Origin of the sequence: Prosthecobacter sp. (assembly GCF_044378005.1) — a bacterium.
Lineage (GTDB): Bacteria > Verrucomicrobiota > Verrucomicrobiia > Verrucomicrobiales > Verrucomicrobiaceae > Prosthecobacter.
Window position 1 is genome coordinate 26,182 of sequence record NZ_JBILYB010000040.1, and the last position, 17,727, is coordinate 43,908.

Genomic DNA, 17,727 nt, shown 5'->3' on the forward strand with positions numbered 1-17,727 from the left:
TCCGCGCGCTTCTCTGATGGACTGGGCCCACCCTAAATTACTCCTGCTCGCGCTGCCCGCGTTTGCGCTGCTGCTATGGTTTGAGAGTCGCTCTGCGCATCCGATGCATGGGCTGAGGAAGCGGCTGCTGCTGATCGTGCGGGCGGTGATCGTGCTGCTGGCGCTGCTCGCGCTGGCGGGTCCGGCGCGAGTGACGCAGACCGGGAAAAAGGCGCTCGGGATCATCATCGATGCGAGTCAAAGCATGGGCGCTGAGGGGCTGACGAAGGCGCTCGATACGGCACAGCAAATCCAGAAACAAGCGGGTGGCTCGGCGGAGACTTTTCTCGTGCGACTCGGCAGCCAGCCGGAGCTTCTGAGCAGCGAGACAGTGCTCGATCCCGCCCAGCAGTTGCTTTGGCAAAAGGATCGCGGCGGTGACAGCCACTACTCAGCGGCCATCGACTACGCGCTCGCGCTCTTCCCCGCTGGGGCAAGCCGCGACCTCATCCTCATCGGCGATGGGCATGAGACGCGCGGCAGCTTGCTCAGCGCGGCGCAGGATGCGGCGGTGTCGGGCACACGGCTCCATGCCATCCCCATCGCCGGGCCGCAGAAGCCGGATGCACGCGTGCTCCAGCTCACGCCAAACCGCTCCCGACTCACCGAAGGGGCGACTTTAAAGCTCACCGCGCAGATCGAGTCCACCATTGAGGCCGCAGGCACGCTGAAGCTCTATGAAAACGGCGTGCAGGTGGAGCAACGCAGCGTCTCGCTAAAGCCCGGCAAGCCGCAGAGCGAGACCTTCACCCGCACGCCCGGCGTGCGAAACATCTACAAATACCGCGCCGTGCTCGAAGACATCGCGGGCGATTCTTTGCCCGCGAACAACAGCGCCCTGACGCTCGTGGATGTGCGCGGCAGACTGCGGCTGCTTTACATCGAGAGCGATGCCACGGAGGGACAATACCTCATGCAGGCCATGGAAAAGGAGGGTGTGCAGCTCGAACTCCGCCAGCCCGGCGGCATCCCCGGCACACTCGATGCGCTCTCCGGCTACGACGGCATCATCCTGAGCGATGTCCCCGCGCATCAGCTCGGCGAACCGACGATGAACGCCATGCGCGACTACGTCGATAAACTCGGCGGCGGCTTGATCATGCTCGGTGGGCCGCAGAGCTTCGGCGTCGGTGGTTACTACCGCACGCCCATCGAGGAGATCTTGCCCGTGCGGCTGAAGTCGCCTGATGAAGAGGAGAAGCAAAGCGCCGCCGTCGCCATCGTGATTGACCGCTCGGGCTCCATGGCGGGCGAGAAGCTGGAGATGGCGAAGAGCGCCTCTATCGCCACCGCAGAGGTGCTGGGGAAGAACGACTTCATCGGCGTCTTCGCCTTTGATAGCGAGGCCCACGTCGTCGCGCCGATGACGCGGCTCACCTCCACCGCCGCCGTGGCCGGGCAAATCGCCGCCGTCGCTTCCGGGGGTGGCACGAACTTGCAGCCCGCCTTTGAGCAGGCGCGCACCGCCCTCCAACGCGTGAAGGCGAAGGTGAAACACATGATCATCCTAACCGATGGTCAGACTTCTGGCAGCGGCTATGAAGGCCTCGCCTCGCAATGTCGCGGCGAAGGTATGACCATCTCCACCGTAGCGATTGGCGAGGGCTCGCACGTCGCGCTATTGCAGGCCATCGCGAGCGCGGGCGGCGGGCAGAGCTACAGCACCATGGATGCCGCCACGATCACGCGCATTTTCACGCAAGACACGCTCATGCACACCGGGCGCATGATTCGCGAGGAGCCCTTCCAGCCCGAGTTTGTGGAGAAGCACCCCATGCTCGCAGGCTTCGAGAAGTGGGACTCCCCTGCCCTGCTCGGCTATGTAAAGACCCTGCGCAAAGCCACCGCGCAGATCCCGCTCGTCACCGATCTCGGTGATCCATTGCTTGCGCATTGGCGCTTCGGTTTGGGAAAAGTCACCGCCTTCACCAGCGATGCGAAGAGCCGCTGGGGTTCGCTTTGGATCACCCGCTGGCCGGGCTTCAGCCGCTTTTGGTCGCAAGTGCTCCGCGAGACCGCCCGCCCGCCGCAAGGCCGCCACATGGACCTCTCCGCCGAGACGGACGGCGATGAAGCGAAGCTCCGAGTCGATCTCCAAGAAGACGCCGGCACGCGAGCGAACGATGCCCGAGTCGATGCCGAGATCTTCTTCGTCGCCGCCGATGCCCTCGGAGCTCCATTGAAGCCGCTGCAAAAACTCGCGCTTAGCCAGAGCGGTCCCGGTTTGTATGAAGGCAGTTTCCGGCCCGATCAGCCCGGCGTCTATCTCGTGCGCGCTCAAAGCGGAGCCGAGATGGTGTCAGCGGGCCTCGTCCACAATCCCAGCAGCGAAGCCAGCCTCGGCACCGTGAATGAAGCGCTTCTGCAAGAGGCCGTGAAGATCACCGGCGGCACGATGATGACCTCCGCCACGCTCCCCGACCTCAGCACCACCCGCGCCGTGCATTATGTGGAGCTTTGGCCGCCACTCGTGATCGACCTGCTGCTGCTTTTCCTCATCGATACAGCGATCCGCCGCTGGGAGCATGTGCTGGGAATCTGGGAAATGGTCATTTCGCGCAGAGTGCGCAAAGCCTGAAAAAAGAACTGGCAAAGACTCCGGCTGCAACTAAGACTCCGACCCACAAAATTCCGCGCGGTTAGCTCAGCGGTAGAGCACTGCCTTCACACGGCAGGGGTCGCAGGTTCGAACCCTGCACCGCGCACCATTTTGTTTTTTGAATCACGAGTGCCCTGGACGGCACTCGTTTTTTATGGGCCAGATCTGGGCATGAAAAAGGCAGGCTATGGAGGCCTGCCTTTTTCGTTGGAGGGGACAATTACGCCACCAGAGTCTGCTCGCGGGCAGGCCCGATGCCGAGAAGGCTGATGCGGGCTCCGGTAAGCTCTTCGACGCGCTTGAGGTAGGACTTCGCGAGCGGGGGAAGGTCGGCGAAGTTTTTGATCTGGCTGAGGTCGGTTTTCCAGCCGGGGTGGCTTTCATACACGGGCACGCAGGCTTCGATGTCTTCGATAGTGCTGGGCGGATAGCTGATTGTCTGGCCGCGCAGCGTGTAGGCGGTGCAGATCTGGACTTCATCGAGCCCGTCGAGCCCGTCGAGGTTGGTGATGGCGAGTTCATCGGCTCCATTCACCATGACTGCATAACGAAGAAGCACGGCGTCAAGCCAGCCACAGCGGCGGGCACGCCCTGTGGTGGCTCCGAATTCGCGGCCCATGTTGTGGAGCATGTCGCCGATGTCTTCGTTCTCGGTGACGAAGGGACCGCTGCCGACACGGGTGGTGTAGGCTTTGCAGACGGCGACGACTTTATCGATCATGCGAGGTGGCACGCCAGAGCCTGTGCAAGCACCACCGGAGGTCGTGTTTGAGCTGGTGACAAAGGGATAGGTGCCGTGATCGATGTCGAGGTAGGTGCCCTGAGCACCTTCAAAGAGGAGGTTTTTGCCAGCCTGGATGGCCTCGTGGCAGGCGACGACGGTGTTCGTGATGTGCGGTGCGAGCGTGGCGGCAGCGGCGAGCACTTTCTCCACGGTTTCTTCGACGGGGACGGCCTCAATGCCAGCAGCGACGATGACTTCGTTGTTGCTGATGATGCGTTCGCGCAGTTCGACGGCGAGCTTTTCCGGCTGGGTGAGCAGGATGGCGCGGAGTCCGTTGCGCTCGATCTTGTCCGCATAGGCAGGGCCGATGCCGCGTCCGGTGGTGCCGATGGCCTTGGCTCCACGCTTCGCCTCGCGGGCACGGTCGAGAGCCTTATGGTAGGGCATCACGAGATGGGCGGTTTCGCTGATGAGCAGGTTCTTCGGGCTGATCTTCACGCCCTGGCTGCGCAGCTTGGCCATTTCTTCCAGAAGGCCGAAGGGATCGATCACGACGCCGTTGCCGATGATGCAAAGTTTTTCCTCCCAAAGGATGCCGCTGGGGATGAGGTGCAGGATGTATTTCTGGCCGTTGCTGATGACGGTGTGGCCTGCGTTGCTGCCGCCAGCGGCACGCACGACGACGTCGGTGTTTTCGGTGAGGAAATCGACGATCTTGCCTTTTCCTTCATCGCCCCACTGGGCGCCGACTACGATGGTATTGGACATTTCTTGGAGTGATCGCGGCATGATGCCGCTAGGTTGAGTTGGGGGGACAAAAAAGAAAAGCTGTCAGCCGTTCAGGCCGACAGCGTTGTTCCGGCCTCGTGGTTCCGCATCAGGCGGCGAGATTCAGGAAGGTGAAAACTGCGTAACCAATGGCACCGAGAGCAATAAAGCCAAGTGCGTAAAGCGGACCGTAGCCGTTGCTCTTCGGCTTTGCTTTCGGGCCGAAGCCCTTGCGGGCGCTGCGGTCGATGGCGATGGCTCCGTAGCCCTTGCTGGTCATGGTGCGGGTGGCAGGAGCGTAAGCTTCGGGTTCATCGGCATAGTCGCCAAAGAAGACGACCTCGACGTGACCGATGTTGAAGCTGCCCCCATTGGCCATCTCCAGGCTCTCCACACGCTGACCGCTGACGGAAGTGCCGTTGGTGGAACCGAGATCGGTGAAGATCCAGGCGTTGCCATCGAAGACAAATTCACCGTGGTGACTGGAGATCGAATCGTGGGGGAGCACGATGCTGTTGTCATCGGCGCGGCCCAGCGACAGACGCTCGGAACTGAGTTCGACTTCGCCGGATTGTCCCTCGGGGGTGGTGAATTGGATTTTTGCCATAGCGAGGATGGATTTAGCAGGGGCCGCCGGGAGTGGCAAGATAGAATAAACTACACCGCCTCACGAGTCAGGACGCTGTCCACGAGACGCATGGCACCGCCGGGGTTGGCATTTTGCAGCGAAGCAGGCAGACAATCGTCGGGGAAACCCTGGTAGCTGACCGGGCGGACGAAGCGCTGGATGCTGTCCGTGCCGATGCTGGTGAAGTAACTGTGGCTGGCCGCTGGGTAGGGTCCGCCGTGGTGCATGGAGGGGCAGGGCTCGATGCCGGTGCCGAAGCCATTGAAGATGAGGCGGCCCACCTTGCGCTCCAGCACGCGCACGAGCGGGGCAAACTCACGCAGGTCTTCGGGCGTGCCGTGCAGGGCGGCGGTGAGCTGGCCGTCGAGGCTGCTGGCAAAGCGGAGCATGTCATCCAGAGAAGAGCACTCGGCGACGAGCGAGCAGGGGCCGAAGACCTCGCGGCGGAGTTCTTCATTGGCCTCCAGCACATCGAGACTGGTGGTAAAGATGCGGCAGGCGGCCTGGGTGGCGTCACTGTTTGGCTCAGCAGCGGACGAACCGACGAGCTTTACGCCGCCGACGGTGTGCCAGACAGCGGTGCCAGCCTCGTAAGTCTCGCAGATGCCACGATGCAACATGGTCTGCGGGGCAACTTTGGCGGCATTTTCGGCAGCGCTTTGCAGGAAGGTGCCGAGATCCGCGCCCTTGATGCCGAGCACGACGGCTGGATTCGTGCAAAACTGACCCACGCCCATGGTCACGGAGCCGATGTAGGCTTCACCGATCTTGGCGGCGCGCTCTTTCAGAGCGCCAGGGAGGAGGAAAACGGGATTGATGGAGCCCATCTCGGCATAGACCGGGATCGGATGCGCACGCGCAGCGGCGATGTCCATCAGCGCGCGGCCACCTTTCATAGAGCCAGTGAACGCCACGGCCTGGGTAAGCGGATGCTCGACGAGCGCGCGGCCAAGCTCATGACTGCGGCCTTGCAGGAGCGAGAAGCAGGCGTCGGGCAGGCCGACCTTTCTCAGCGCATGGAACATGGCCCGCGAGAGCAGCTCGCAGGTGCCAGGGTGTGCCGGGTGGCCTTTCACCACGACGGGACAGCCAGCAGCCATAGCGCAGACGGTGTCCGTGCCGACGACGCCAATGGCGAAGGGGAAATTGCTCGCGCCAAAGACCACCACGGGGCCCAGCGGCACCATCATCTTCCGCACATCTGGCTTCGGAGCTGGCACACGTTCAGGCAAAGCGCGGTCGATGCTAAGTCCGGCCCAGGAACCTTCCCGGATCAGCGCGGCAAACATTTTGCACTGGCCGATGGCGCGGCCACGCTCGCCCGTCAGGCGGGCCATGGGCAGGGCGGTCTCGGCATGGGCGCGGTTCAGAAGCTCATCGCCGAGGGCGAGGATCTCATCGGCCAGAGCTTCGAGCAGGAGCGCACGTGTCTCGGCAGGTGCCAGACGCAGATTATCAAAAGCACCGTCGGCGGCTTGCAGAGCTTCATCGGCCTCCGTCAGCGTGGCCTCGCCAAAGTGCGGCTCCAGCTTCTGACTCGTGGTTGGGTTTTCAGCCTGAAAAGGAGAGTGCGTAGCGGCGGCTTCACGGCCTGCGATGAGATGATGTCCGGTGATCATGGTAGAAAGAGAGTGCGGGTGGATTGTATCGAGTCGTAGGCCGTGATTTCAATGTGGCAAGGCTGACAATTGCTTTCCAGGGTTGCCATCGCCCGGCGATCCGGTTTAACTGGGGCTTCACCGTTCCTCTATTCCCACTTTTACCCCGCCCACATGATCGAAGTCCAGGACCTCACGAAGCAGTATGCTGGCCGCACGGCGGTCGATCACCTCAGCTTCCGCATCGAGCCTGGGCAGATTGTCGGCTTTTTAGGACCGAATGGTGCGGGAAAATCCACAACGATGCGCATCCTCGCCGGCTACATGCCGCCGACGAGCGGGCGGGCGACCGTGAACGGGCATGATGTCTTCCATGAGTCGATCGAGGTGCGGAAATCCGTGGGCTACATGCCCGAGACGGCCCCGCTGTACACGGACATGCGGGTCAAAGAATACCTCCGCTTCCGTGGCGAACTCAAAGGTCTCTCGGGCCGAACTCTGCGGACTCGTGTGGGCGAGGTGATGGATCTCTGCACGATCACTGATGTCCGCCGCCGCCTCATCGGCCACCTTTCCAAAGGCTTCCGCCAGCGCGTGTCTCTGGCAGATGCCCTGCTGCACAAGCCGCCGCTGCTCATCCTCGACGAACCGACCAACGGACTCGATCCCGTGCAGATCCGCCAGGTGCGTGAGCTGCTGAGCAACCTGAAGCCAAACCACACGGTTCTGCTTTCCACCCACATTCTTCAGGAAGTCGAGGCGGTGTGTGATCGCGTGCTGATGATCCATCACGGGCGTATCCTGGCCAATGACACGCCGGAAAAACTCACCCGCCAGCTCCGTGCCGCTTCAGTCGTGCAGTTGGAAATGCAGGCGGCTGGAAAAGACGTGCTCACCCAGCTCGAAGCCTTGCCCAGCGTGCGCAAAGTCACACAGGACAGTGAGGAAGATGGCTGGCGCATGATCACGCTGCGCGTCGAGGCACGCAGCGATGTGCGGGAGCCGCTCATGGATCTGGCGCTGCGTCAGAAATGGAAGATCCGCGAGCTGCACCGCCAGCTCCCGAGTCTGGAAGATGTCTTCGTCGAGCTCGCCGCCTCGGAAGCAGTGAAGTGATCGCTGGCTAAGCCAGATCGAGGATCACCTTCCCTTTGCGTCCACCCTCCATGGCGCGCTGCATGGCCCGGCGATGCTCCTTCATGGGGATGACTTCGTCCGTGGCGGTGTAGAGTGTGCCATCAAGGATCATCTTCGCCAGTGGCTCCAGAGCCTGATAAAGCTCGGCGGAGCTGGCTTTCTCGAACCACTTTGTGATCCAGAGACCATGGAGGCGGAGGTTTTTGAAGATAAGGAACTTGTTCGGAACCTTCAAACTGCGGCGGCTCATGGCCCCGTAAGTGACCATCATGCCTTCCGGCGAAAGCAGGTCCATCAGCCGAATGGCACTGTCACCACCGACGGCGTTGGCAGCGAGCTGGACGGTCTGACCTTCGAGGACCGCCTTCGCAGAAAGCAGGCCTTCATCATTGTCGAGAACAACCACGTCCGCCCCGAGTTCCAGCATCTCGGCGACAAGCTCGGGCCGACGAACGAAGTTCAGCGTCTTCAAACCACGAGCTTTGGCGATCTGGATCACCGCGCGTCCGACGCCAGAGTTGGCGGCATTTTGAATGACCCAGGCTCCGGGCTCCAGCTCGACATGCTGGGTGAGCAGATGCCAGGCGGTAACGGGATTGATGCGCAGCATCGCGGCCTGGACGCGGTCGATGCCGCCAGGCAGGAGGGCAAAGAAATGCTCTGCGGCAGTCATGTGCTGCGCCCAGCATCCGGCGCTCAGCAGCGGGATGACGACATCGCCAGGCTTCAAAGACACGACATCAGGACCGACTTCCTCAACCTCGCCGCAGCCCTCGTGTCCCGGGATGGCAGGCGGATGCGCGGCTCGGCCGTAGTTGCCTTCGATGAAGTTGATGTCGGCGGGATTGATCGGCGCATAACGCATTACTACGCGGACTTCGTGGCCGTGCAGGGGGGCAAGGAGGCGCTCGATGAGTTCGAGCACTTCGGCAGGATTGCCTGTGACGGGGAAAGAGAGGCAGAGGGACATGGTGATGAATGACAAAAAGAACGAAGCCCGAATGATGAATCATCACGCGGGCTTCGACATTCGTCATTCGGGTTTCGTCATTCTATCACGCCGTCGTCTTGCGCTCCTGGTTCAGCCCCATCTTGCGGTAAAGGGTGGCGATGCTGATGCCAAGCATGGAGGCGGTCTTCTCACGGGAGCCGTTGTTGTATTTGAGCGTGTCGTTGATGAAAAGGCGTTCCTGACCGCGGATGAAGTCGTCCAGCGTGGAGCCAATCGGGAGCTGGGTGGTGCCGCCGGTGGCCTTGGGAGTGGCGACTTCGATCTGCTGGCTGACTTTGGTCGGCAGGTCGGAGGGGCGGATGCGGTCTCCTTCGGCAAAGGCGCAGGCGCGTTCGACGGCGTTGCGCAGTTCGGAGATGTTGCCGGGCCAGGGATACTTTTCGAGGAACTCGAGGGCGTAGGAGTCGATGCCTTTGACCTTCGAGTCGGTGCGCTCGGCAAGTTCTTTGAGGAAGTGGTCGGTGAGGGGCTTGATGTCCTCCCGGCGCTCGCGCAGCGGTGGGATCTTCAGCGGAACGACAGAGAGCTTGTAGTAAAGGTCTTCGCGGAAAGTACCCTTTTTGGCAGCTTCTTCGAGGCTGACGGTGGTGCTGACGACGAGGCGGAAGTCGGCGGCGTTTGTATTCCAAGCGCTGCGACGGGCCTGAGCTTCGTCGAGGAAGGTATTGAGCTGCGCCTGGATGCGCGCCGGCAGTACATGGACTTCGGCGAGGTGAACGGTGCCGCCATTGGCACGACTGAAGATGCCAGTATTGGAGGTGCCGCCATGGCCGAAAAGCTCGGCTTCGAGCGTGTCTTCAGGCAGGGAGCTGCATTGAAGCTCTTTGTAAGTGGCCCCACTGCGGCGGCTGGCTTCATGCAAGGCGCGGGCGACCATGTGCTTGCCGACACCAAACTCACCTTCGAGAAGCACCGGGCTGTCATTGTCAGCCACACGGCGCACGATTTCAAAGATGCGCTGGATGGCATCGCTGTGGCCGATGAGCTTCGAGGCGGAACCGGAGCGGACGGAGGAGGAAGAGGTGACGGGGATGGCGGCAGCAGCTCCAGGATTGTTCCGGGCCAGGGCTTGATTGACAGTCTTGATGAGGTCCCCGAGGTCGAAGGGCTTTGTCAGATAGTCGAAGGCTCCAAGACGCATGGCCTCCACCGCAGTCTCGACGCTGCCATGGCCGGTGACCATGATGACGGCGGTGTTTGGGAACTGTTCCCGACACATGCTGACAAGATCGAGCCCGTTCACATCGCCAATGCGGAGGTCCACGATGACTAGGTCGGGCTGCTGCTGGCGGATGGCCGCCATGCCCTCAATGCCAGTGGTATGTCCGAACACTGTGTGCCCGGCAGCGCGGCAGAGCTTGCTCATCAGCTCCAGAATTGCCGCCTCGTCGTCTATGATTACCAGTTTCGCCATAAAGTTGTCAGAATGTGAGTGTCAAAGTTGACTATTAAATATGCTAAAGGGACGGACCTCTGGCGTCAATGAGGTTTTCGCATTTTCGCGAAAAGCGGACATTTCCGGCTTCCACGCTCGGAGTTTTTGCCCTTTTTCAGGCGCGGATCTGCCTTAGAACAAGTTTTTAAAAACCATCATCCCGGGACGCTTCCTCCAGAGGAGTCCCCTTGGCTCGTGGTCTGATCGGACGACTGAAGCCATCCCCGACCTCCATATCGTCATCCATGACGGACATCTCAATCGGCTGAGCCTCCAAGTTTTTCTGGATCATTTCCCAGGCCCCCCGCATGTCACCGGTTTCTGCCAAGACAGAGGCCAGTTCACGATTCAGGAATTCGGGGGATTTGGGCAGAGTCATGACTTTTTCCAAAGTACGCCGGGCGGACTTCAGATCTCCGGCGGCACGCTGAGCATAGTACAGTTCCACTCCAGGCAGGGGATCCACGGGGTTGAGAATAAAAAGCCGCTCCAAGCGTGGAATGTCAGCAGCCGTGAGGATGGCTGAACGCACCTGCGGGGGCAGGTAGCGTTCCGCCAGTCGGTAGGCTTCCTCAAACTTGCCAGACTGAGCCCGATGATGAGCGAGAGCCCTCCAGCCGAGTTCTTGAAGCTGGGGAAACTTTTCCAGATATGCCACGAGCTGCCGACGGTCGCCTTTATGGTGCCAGATATTGAGAAGGTACAGGCTCTGACCTTTGTTCAAGTCTGCAAGGCCAGGGTGCTCCGCTAGAAAATCATCCACACACTCCTGCCAGCGGTCTCCCGTGACAAACTGCATGGACAGAAAAATGAGCTTGAGGGAGGGGCGGTCCGCCATCTTCCACAGATCCCGATGCAACTCAGGATAGGGTGCCGACTCATGGAGGATGGTCTGGTAAAGCGGCACCGCATTGTCGAACCCGAGTGGGTAACGTCTCATCACCTCCTGCCAGGGGATCAGAGCCATCTTCGGGTCATAGGAAAGCCAGACTCTCCCTTCATCAAAGCAGATCGGGCCAAAATGAGGCTCCAAAGCGCGCATCCGCCCGAAATCCTCAAGAGCGGGAGCATTGCCATGCTGCATCAGGAGATGAAATTGCGCCCGCAGGAAGTACCACCGGTATTCCAGGGGCGAGAGTGCGATGGCTCGGTTCACCAAGCGCATGGCCTCTGTGCGGTTGCCTGCCGCAGATTCACGCAGAGCCCGGCCATGGAAAACCTCTGCCGCCGAAGCAGGAGCCTTTTCCGTCCAGCCAGCCACCAGCGCCAGCCAGAACCCGCCCCACAAGACAATCAAGCAGCCTGCCACCCGGAAGGCGAAAGCAACGGACGGGGATATCCGCTCCGCCAGAAAACGCCCGCGCACGGCCTGCGCCGTCACGAGCGCGAACACGGCGAAGTAACCCAGATTATGCAGTGGCACATCAAAGATGGAGTGGACGAGCGCCATGCCGGAGGCAATGCCAAAAGCTCGCCGCACTCGCCTGCCGGCACGGCTGTCATGACTGCGCTTTTTTCGCCCGCTGGACACCCACGGCCCCGTCGTGCGGTACAGCCAGCCCACCAGGATCAAGCAGGGGAGCAGCACCAGCAGCCCCCCCTCGAAAAGCAGCCAGAGCACATCACTCTCAGGATGAATCGTGCGCGAATCAGGAAACGGATCTGTACTGATCTGCGGAAAGACATGCTCAAACACCCCCAGGCCACGTCCGGTCCAGGGCGCATACGCAGCCGCATGCAGCGTCTGCCCTGCCAGCCACACACGCAGGTCATTGCCGATGGCAGTAGTGAGAGGTTTTTCGCTCAATCGCTCTCCGAGCAGACCACCAGACACCATCACGACGGAAATCACGGTGCCCGCCAGCGCCAGCCCCACCACCAGCTTGCGCAAAAAACCACGCTTCATCGCCGCCGTGCCCAGCCAGAGGGCCATCCCCAGGATCAGGAGCAGCAAACCAGCACGTGAGGTGTTTACCAGGATACAGCTCACCAGCAGGCAAATGCCCGCCACCAACAGCATCCACGAACGCGAACGGCGGCGGAGTGCATCCAGTGCCGAGGCTGCGCTCAGAACACAACTCCAGGCAAAGAGGCTGGAACTGTGATTCTGATTGGCAAAGGGGCCAAAACCTGTGGCCGTCTTCGCAGAGGTGGCGTGCCCATCCCCACGCGGCCACCACACGATGTCCAGCCAGCCCGAGTGATCCAGCAGGGTCATCACCGCCAGCAACAGCCCCGTAAAACTGAGAACGCGGAGCACGATCCGCCGACCAGCATCACTGAAATTCTGCGCCAAACAGGCCCAGAACCAGATCACGCCGATCATCATGACCAGCCAGGACTCCAGAGTCGTCCACCACTCAGAAGTCAGGCTCAGCGGCATCTCCACCCCCCACTCCGAGCCCAGCCGTGACCGCCACTCCTCCACGCCACCCACATACTTCGCAGGCAGCAGCGCCAGCCCCGGCAGCAGCGCCAGCAACAGCATCGCCACAGTCGGCAAGGGGTGCAGTTTCACCCGTGGCGGTGCCACGATCAACACTCCGCCCATGAGCAGCAGGGCCAGTCCACGAGCCCACGGCTCCCTCGCTGCACCAAAGATGACGATGAGTGAGACGGCCAGACCGTAAATCCAGGCCCGCACATGTCGGCGCTCCGGCCCCGTCTCCTCCTCCACCTCGGAGACATCATCATCCACCACCACCTCGGGCTCAGGTGGCAGTTTTTCGGGCTCTTCTGCGGCTGGTAAATCAGAATTCATGAGTCCTTCGGCGGATGGCATTCACTTTCCATGGCGGGGGCCGTCACAAACGATGGCAGAGCCCCCCAGCGCTCCAGACAGCGCTCGAAGAGACTCGAAAATACGTCTGCGCGGTTGAACCAGTCCGCTTGCAGACCGTCATCCACCGGACATTGCAGCACCACCTGCGCCCCACCCTTCATCGGCAGACACACAGGCTGCGTCTGTTCCGTGGGTGCCTGCTTAAATCCAATCCATTGAAAGCGTTGGCCCAATAGCTCGGTGAACTCCTCCAGGCTGGTGCATTGCTCGATGTCAAACTCCAGCACCCGCGCGTGAATGCGAATGTGCTCCAGCCGTTTCCGACGCTCCAGCGCCTCCGCCACCTGCTGGCGCAGTCGTGACCAGCTCTTCACGTAGCCAAGATAACGCGCCGCCCCGATGGCGAGCAAAAACAACACCGCGCCCGCCACCGGCAGTGCCACCCCTTTCGTCAGCAGGATGCTGATCCCCACCAAGCTGAGCACCGCACACACCGAATACATCGCCACCAGAGCCCGCCCCTTGCTGTAGCCCAGCAGAATGAGCCGATGGTGGATGTGCTCCGCATCCGCACTGAAGATCGGCACCCCACGAATGCTCCGCCGAAGGATGGCGAAAAAGGTGTCCAGGATCGGCACGCCTAACGCGATGATGACGACGAGCAGCGCAGCGATCACTGATCCCTTTTGTGAACTTTTCAGCGATACCGAGGCGACAAAAAAGCCGATCAGATAGGCCCCGCCATCTCCGAGGAAGATCCGCGCCGGAGGAAAATTGAAAAACAAAAAGCCCGAGATTGCGCCGGCCATCAAAACCGAAATCAGCATCACCTCAGTGTTCCTCCCCACAAAGCCCACAAACGCCAGGGTGAGACACAGGAAAAGCCCGAAGCCACCCGCCAGGCCATCCATGCCATCAATGAGATTGATGATGTTCGGAATCGCCACCAGCCAGAACAGAGTGAGAGGCAGACTCCACCAACCGAGGTCCAGGGAGCCAACACCGAAAGGATTGCTCAGCATGTCGATCGAGATCCCCATCGAGTAGAGGATCAAAGCCACGCCAATCTGGCCGACCAGCTTCACCCGCGCCCCCAGAGCCTTCAAATCATCGAAGAACCCGATGCTGAAAATCAGCGCATTGCACAGCAGCAGAGGCGCATACTCCAGCCAGCGCACGCGTCCGAAATAAAGCATGAACGTCACGCCCATCATCAGCGCCAGAAAGATCGGTGCCCCGCCAAGACGAGGGATCGGCTTCTCATGCTGCTTCCGCCGTCCATCGGGCGCATCCATCCCTACCGTGCTCTTGCGCCGGAGGATATAGATCGTCGCCAGCACACTCACCGCCAGAGCCCCCAGAAAATAGACCATCAACTCCGGCATGAGCGGCATGGCTGGCGCAGGCGGCCCCATGAGAGCTTCAGGAATGGTGACTTCAGTCATGCAGTGGTCGTTGGATTCAGTGTCAGGCAGATCTCCCCTGCCCTGCTTCAGCGATCACGTCGATCAAGCGCGGGCGCAAGCAGCTCTGTGAGAACTCCGCCGCCAGCGCCCGGCTTGCATCCGATGGCATCAGCGGCCCCGCCGCCGCCGCATCCCGCAGCACCTGCACGAGCCCCACGACATCGCCATGCTTGCCGATCCGCGCATAGCGCCGGTCCGGCAGACGCCCCGCCAGATCAGACAGGTGACATTCCTCCGGCCCGATCCCCAGGAAAGGCAGCCCGAGGGCGAGAATGTTGTAGATTTTGCACGGATGCACGATGCCCACGAACGGCGTACCCATCACCACCAAGTGCAGATCCGCCGACGACAGCGAGGCCGAGAGCTGATCCTTCGGCTGATAAGGCAGGCAGGTGATGTTCTTCAAACCCTGCCTCTCCGCAAAAGCCCGCACCTTCCCATGCTCGCTGCCACCGCCCACAAAGAGAAAATGCAGCGTCGCATGGCCCGCCAGCTCCCGCGCCGCCTCCAGCACCGAGTCCAGCGGATGGCACGGACTGTGATTTCCTGAATACATCACCACGAACTTCCCCGTCAGCCCATGCGCCGCACGGAAAGCCTCCCGCCCCGGCACATCCCACCTCACCGCATCATCGTGCGACCATGGCGCATCCACATGGATGACATCTGCGCCCACCTCCTTCGCCCGCAGCCGATCCGCCATGAAACGATCCAGCGCCACGATGCGTGCCGCCCGGCGGAAGCTCCACTTTTGCAGCCCCGTCATCACCCGCTCCGGCAGCCCGCCCGACTTCAGCCAGCCCGCAGCCACCGCCTCATCCGGATTCAAATCCATCACCCACGGCACCACCGCCCCGCCCTTGATCACCGCCATCATCGTCCCCAGCGAGGAAATCAGCGGAGGCGAAGTCAGGCACACCGTCACATCAAAGCGCCGCAGCCTCAGCAGGATCAGTGTCGCATTGATCCAAAACGTCGCGAAGTCCACATACCTACGCCACTTCGCCTTCTTCCCCAAGCCCGGAGTCCAGATCCGGTGGATCTCCACACCACGCCAGCTTTCCCGCACCGGGAAGCGCCGCTCAGGATTGTCATAGCCACGGCTCGAAGCCACCGCCACCACCTCATGCCCCGCCTCCACCAGCCCCACCGCCAGATCCGTCAGATGCTGTGCCGACGAGACGTGATCCGGATAGAAGCATTGATTGAGCAGCAAGATTCTCATGCAGCCAATTAGAGCGACTTATTCCCCTTCACGATCTCATCATAGATCCAGGCATAGGTCTTCTCCATACCGTCACGGAGGCGCACATTCGGCTCCCAGCCAAAGACCTCTTGAATGAGCGTGTTGTCACTGCTGCGGCCATTCACGCCTTTCGGTGCGTCGAGTTTGTAACTGCGATGGAGCTTCACACCGGCGATGTCTTCGACGATGTCCACGAGCTGGTTGATGCTCACCATCTCGGCACTGCCGATGTTGATGGGCTCGATGTAGTCGCTGTTTGTCAGCATCTGCGTGCCATACACACAGTCGGTGATGTACATGAAGCTGCGGGTTTGCTCACCCGTGCCCCAGATATCGATCTCCAGCTTCCCGCTAAGTTTGGCCATGGCGACCTTGCGGCAGACAGCGGCAGGAGCCTTTTCGCGACCACCGTCCCAGGTGCCAAAGGGGCCATAGACATTGTGATATCGCGCCACGCGGGCCTTGAGCCCGAAGTCCTCGCGGAAGTGGCGGCACATGCGCTCACTGAAAAGCTTTTCCCAGCCATAGCCATCCTCCGGAAGCGCAGGATAAGCATCCGCTTCCTTCAGCGCCGGAACATCGAAGGCCTTCTGCTTGTCGCCATTGTAAACGCAGGCACTGGAGGCATAAAAGAAGCGCTCCACACCTTCATCGCGAGCGGCCATGCAAAGGTGCGTGTTGATCAGCACGCTGAGCATGCAGAGGGCTTTGTTGTTTTCGATGAAGCCCATGCCGCCCATGTCAGCAGCGAGATTGTAGAGAGTATGCGCACCTTTCGCGGCCTTGTAGCAGGCAGCCTTTTCCTGGAGATCGAGCACGACGTTCTCCACATCATCAAAGCGCTGATACCACTGCTCGAAGGGCTTTTGATCCACAGCACGGATCCGTGTGTAACCCTGAGCCCGCAGATCTGCCACGAGCGCGCCGCCGATAAAACCGCCTGCCCCGCAGACGCTGATGAGTTGGTCTTTAGCCATGAAATTGAAGTACTTGGGAATAAACAAAAAGAGGCGCGATTATTGAAATCTCGCCTCAGAACGCAAGCTGTGTTTCCTGAGTCAATCAACCACTATCCCTGCCCCAAATGTCTCTCCGGGCCCGAATGTGCCAGACATCGCGTGCCATGCGCCAGGAATCCCGAAGCAGGTCCACCTTTCCGCCGGGTACTTCGTGCCAGTCGATCGGCACCTCATGGATGGAACATCCCGTGTCCAGAAGCGCCACCATCAGCTCCACATCAAAGGCAAAGCCCGTGACCTCGAGCCGGTCCGCGATGCGTTCGAAAGCAGACCGTGGCACCAGCTTCAGCCCGCACTGCGAATCATAGACTGGCACGTCAAGCATCTCCGAGACCAGCGTGGCATACACACGGCCAAGCAAGTGACGCTTCAAAAGGCGATCCACCCGCCGTCCAAGCATCTTGATCCGCGAAGCAAATAAGGCCGGTCTAGCATTCGTCATTCCCACCAGTCGCGCCACTTCCGCCACTGGACAGGCCCCATCTGCATCCACAAAGGCCAGCCACTCCGCGCCACCATGCTCACGCCATCCGGCATACACCGCCCCGCCCTTGCCAAGGTTCTCCGGCAGCGATTTTAGCGGCAGCAGGCAGGAAAACTCGGCCCGCAGATTGTCCACGATCCGCTGCATCCGCTCGGCTTCCCCGGCATCGGATCCATCCTCCACCACCAACACCCGCACAGCGCCGAGCACTGTCATCTCACGACAAAGATCCGGCAGGAAGCTGCCGATGCGTGCGCTCTCGCGGAAACAAGGCACGACTAGGTGCACGCTCGGGGCTTGATTTGTCATTGCTTGAACCTTCTCTCGATCAGCCGCAGCGCCAACAGCATTTCCGCCAGCACGCGCTGCAACGCATAATACCAACCGCGCCAGCCATCCCAGATCGTTCCTTTGACGAGAAGCGTGAAAACCAGACTCGCTGGCACCGCCGCCCAGCAGGTGAGACGCAGCCTGTCTTGCAGGCGGAGCTTCTCCGGATCTGCGGTGGCTAGCTTCTCAGCCTCCAGCAGCGCATATTTATCCTGAGAGGAAAGCCAGCGCGTAAGCGGCTTGCGATCATCGTGATCGATCTTCGTCTGTATATGTCCAAGCACGCCAGGAACGCTGAGGAACTGAGTGTGACCATCCTGCAGATAGCGACATTGGCTTCTGGCGAACAATACGGCCCTCGGCGGATACAGCGAGCCACGCAAGGCCTGACCGAAGATGAGATATCGGAACGCAGCATCATAAGCATCCGCCGAACCATCGATTTGCTTCAACTCCACTT

General features: G+C 60.9%; 13 protein-coding genes and 1 tRNA gene. 3 read left to right on the plus strand and 11 right to left on the minus strand.

Annotated features, from left to right (window positions below):
* Positions 1–16 precede the first annotated feature (16 nt).
* The gene (locus AC6FTP_RS10325; protein ID WP_497206834.1) at positions 17–2,617 is read left to right on the plus strand and encodes a VWA domain-containing protein; all 2,601 of its coding nucleotides are present in this window, start codon (positions 17–19) and stop codon (positions 2,615–2,617) included.
* A 55-nt stretch (positions 2,618–2,672) separates the two neighbouring features.
* Positions 2,673–2,747, plus strand: a tRNA-Val gene (locus tag AC6FTP_RS10330).
* 111 nt (positions 2,748–2,858) lie between these two features.
* On the opposite strand, the gene AC6FTP_RS10335 is transcribed toward AC6FTP_RS10330, so the two are convergent.
* From AC6FTP_RS10335 to AC6FTP_RS10345, 3 genes are all read right to left on the minus strand, one after another.
* Positions 2,859–4,130, minus strand: a complete 1,272-nt coding sequence (locus tag AC6FTP_RS10335) for an adenylosuccinate synthase (RefSeq protein ID WP_497206835.1) — start codon at positions 4,128–4,130, stop codon at positions 2,859–2,861.
* Between the two features lie 109 nt (positions 4,131–4,239).
* On the minus strand, positions 4,240–4,737 hold the full coding sequence (locus tag AC6FTP_RS10340; protein WP_497206836.1) for an FHA domain-containing protein: 498 nt from the start codon (positions 4,735–4,737) through the stop codon (positions 4,240–4,242).
* 50 nt (positions 4,738–4,787) lie between these two features.
* Positions 4,788–6,377, minus strand: a complete 1,590-nt coding sequence (locus tag AC6FTP_RS10345) for an aldehyde dehydrogenase (NADP(+)) (RefSeq protein ID WP_497206837.1) — start codon at positions 6,375–6,377, stop codon at positions 4,788–4,790.
* Positions 6,378–6,530: 153 nt separating this feature from the next.
* Between AC6FTP_RS10345 and AC6FTP_RS10350 the strand changes: the two genes are divergently transcribed.
* Positions 6,531–7,472: an ABC transporter ATP-binding protein gene (locus AC6FTP_RS10350; RefSeq protein ID WP_497206838.1), complete on the plus strand. Its 942-nt coding sequence runs from the start codon at positions 6,531–6,533 to the stop codon at positions 7,470–7,472.
* A 7-nt stretch (positions 7,473–7,479) separates the two neighbouring features.
* Here the strand turns inward: AC6FTP_RS10350 and AC6FTP_RS10355 are convergent, their stop codons facing one another.
* The 8 genes from AC6FTP_RS10355 to AC6FTP_RS10390 form a co-directional block, all read right to left on the minus strand.
* A complete protein-coding gene (locus AC6FTP_RS10355; RefSeq protein ID WP_497206839.1) occupies positions 7,480–8,463 on the minus strand; it encodes an MDR family NADPH-dependent oxidoreductase in 984 nt (327 codons plus the stop codon).
* 85 nt (positions 8,464–8,548) lie between these two features.
* Complete coding sequence (locus AC6FTP_RS10360) at positions 8,549–9,919, minus strand: sigma-54-dependent transcriptional regulator (protein ID WP_497206840.1); 1,371 nt, start codon at positions 9,917–9,919, stop codon at positions 8,549–8,551.
* Positions 9,920–10,085: 166 nt separating this feature from the next.
* Positions 10,086–12,701, minus strand: coding sequence for an O-antigen ligase family protein (locus AC6FTP_RS10365; protein ID WP_497206841.1), 2,616 nt, complete (start codon positions 12,699–12,701; stop codon positions 10,086–10,088).
* Positions 12,698–14,167, minus strand: coding sequence for an MraY family glycosyltransferase (locus tag AC6FTP_RS10370; protein ID WP_497206842.1), 1,470 nt, complete (start codon positions 14,165–14,167; stop codon positions 12,698–12,700). Before AC6FTP_RS10370 ends, AC6FTP_RS10365 begins: the two co-directional genes overlap by 4 nt.
* Positions 14,168–14,189: 22 nt before the next feature.
* The gene (locus AC6FTP_RS10375; protein ID WP_497206843.1) at positions 14,190–15,413 is read right to left on the minus strand and encodes a glycosyltransferase family 4 protein; all 1,224 of its coding nucleotides are present in this window, start codon (positions 15,411–15,413) and stop codon (positions 14,190–14,192) included.
* An 8-nt stretch (positions 15,414–15,421) separates the two neighbouring features.
* Positions 15,422–16,411: an NAD-dependent epimerase/dehydratase family protein gene (locus AC6FTP_RS10380; protein WP_497206844.1), complete on the minus strand. Its 990-nt coding sequence runs from the start codon at positions 16,409–16,411 to the stop codon at positions 15,422–15,424.
* 85 nt (positions 16,412–16,496) lie between these two features.
* The gene (locus AC6FTP_RS10385; RefSeq protein ID WP_497206845.1) at positions 16,497–17,246 is read right to left on the minus strand and encodes a glycosyltransferase; all 750 of its coding nucleotides are present in this window, start codon (positions 17,244–17,246) and stop codon (positions 16,497–16,499) included.
* A partial coding sequence (locus tag AC6FTP_RS10390; protein WP_497206846.1) for a glycosyltransferase family protein occupies positions 17,243–17,727 on the minus strand: 485 nt, incomplete at its 5' end. The genes AC6FTP_RS10385 and AC6FTP_RS10390, both read right to left, overlap by 4 nt.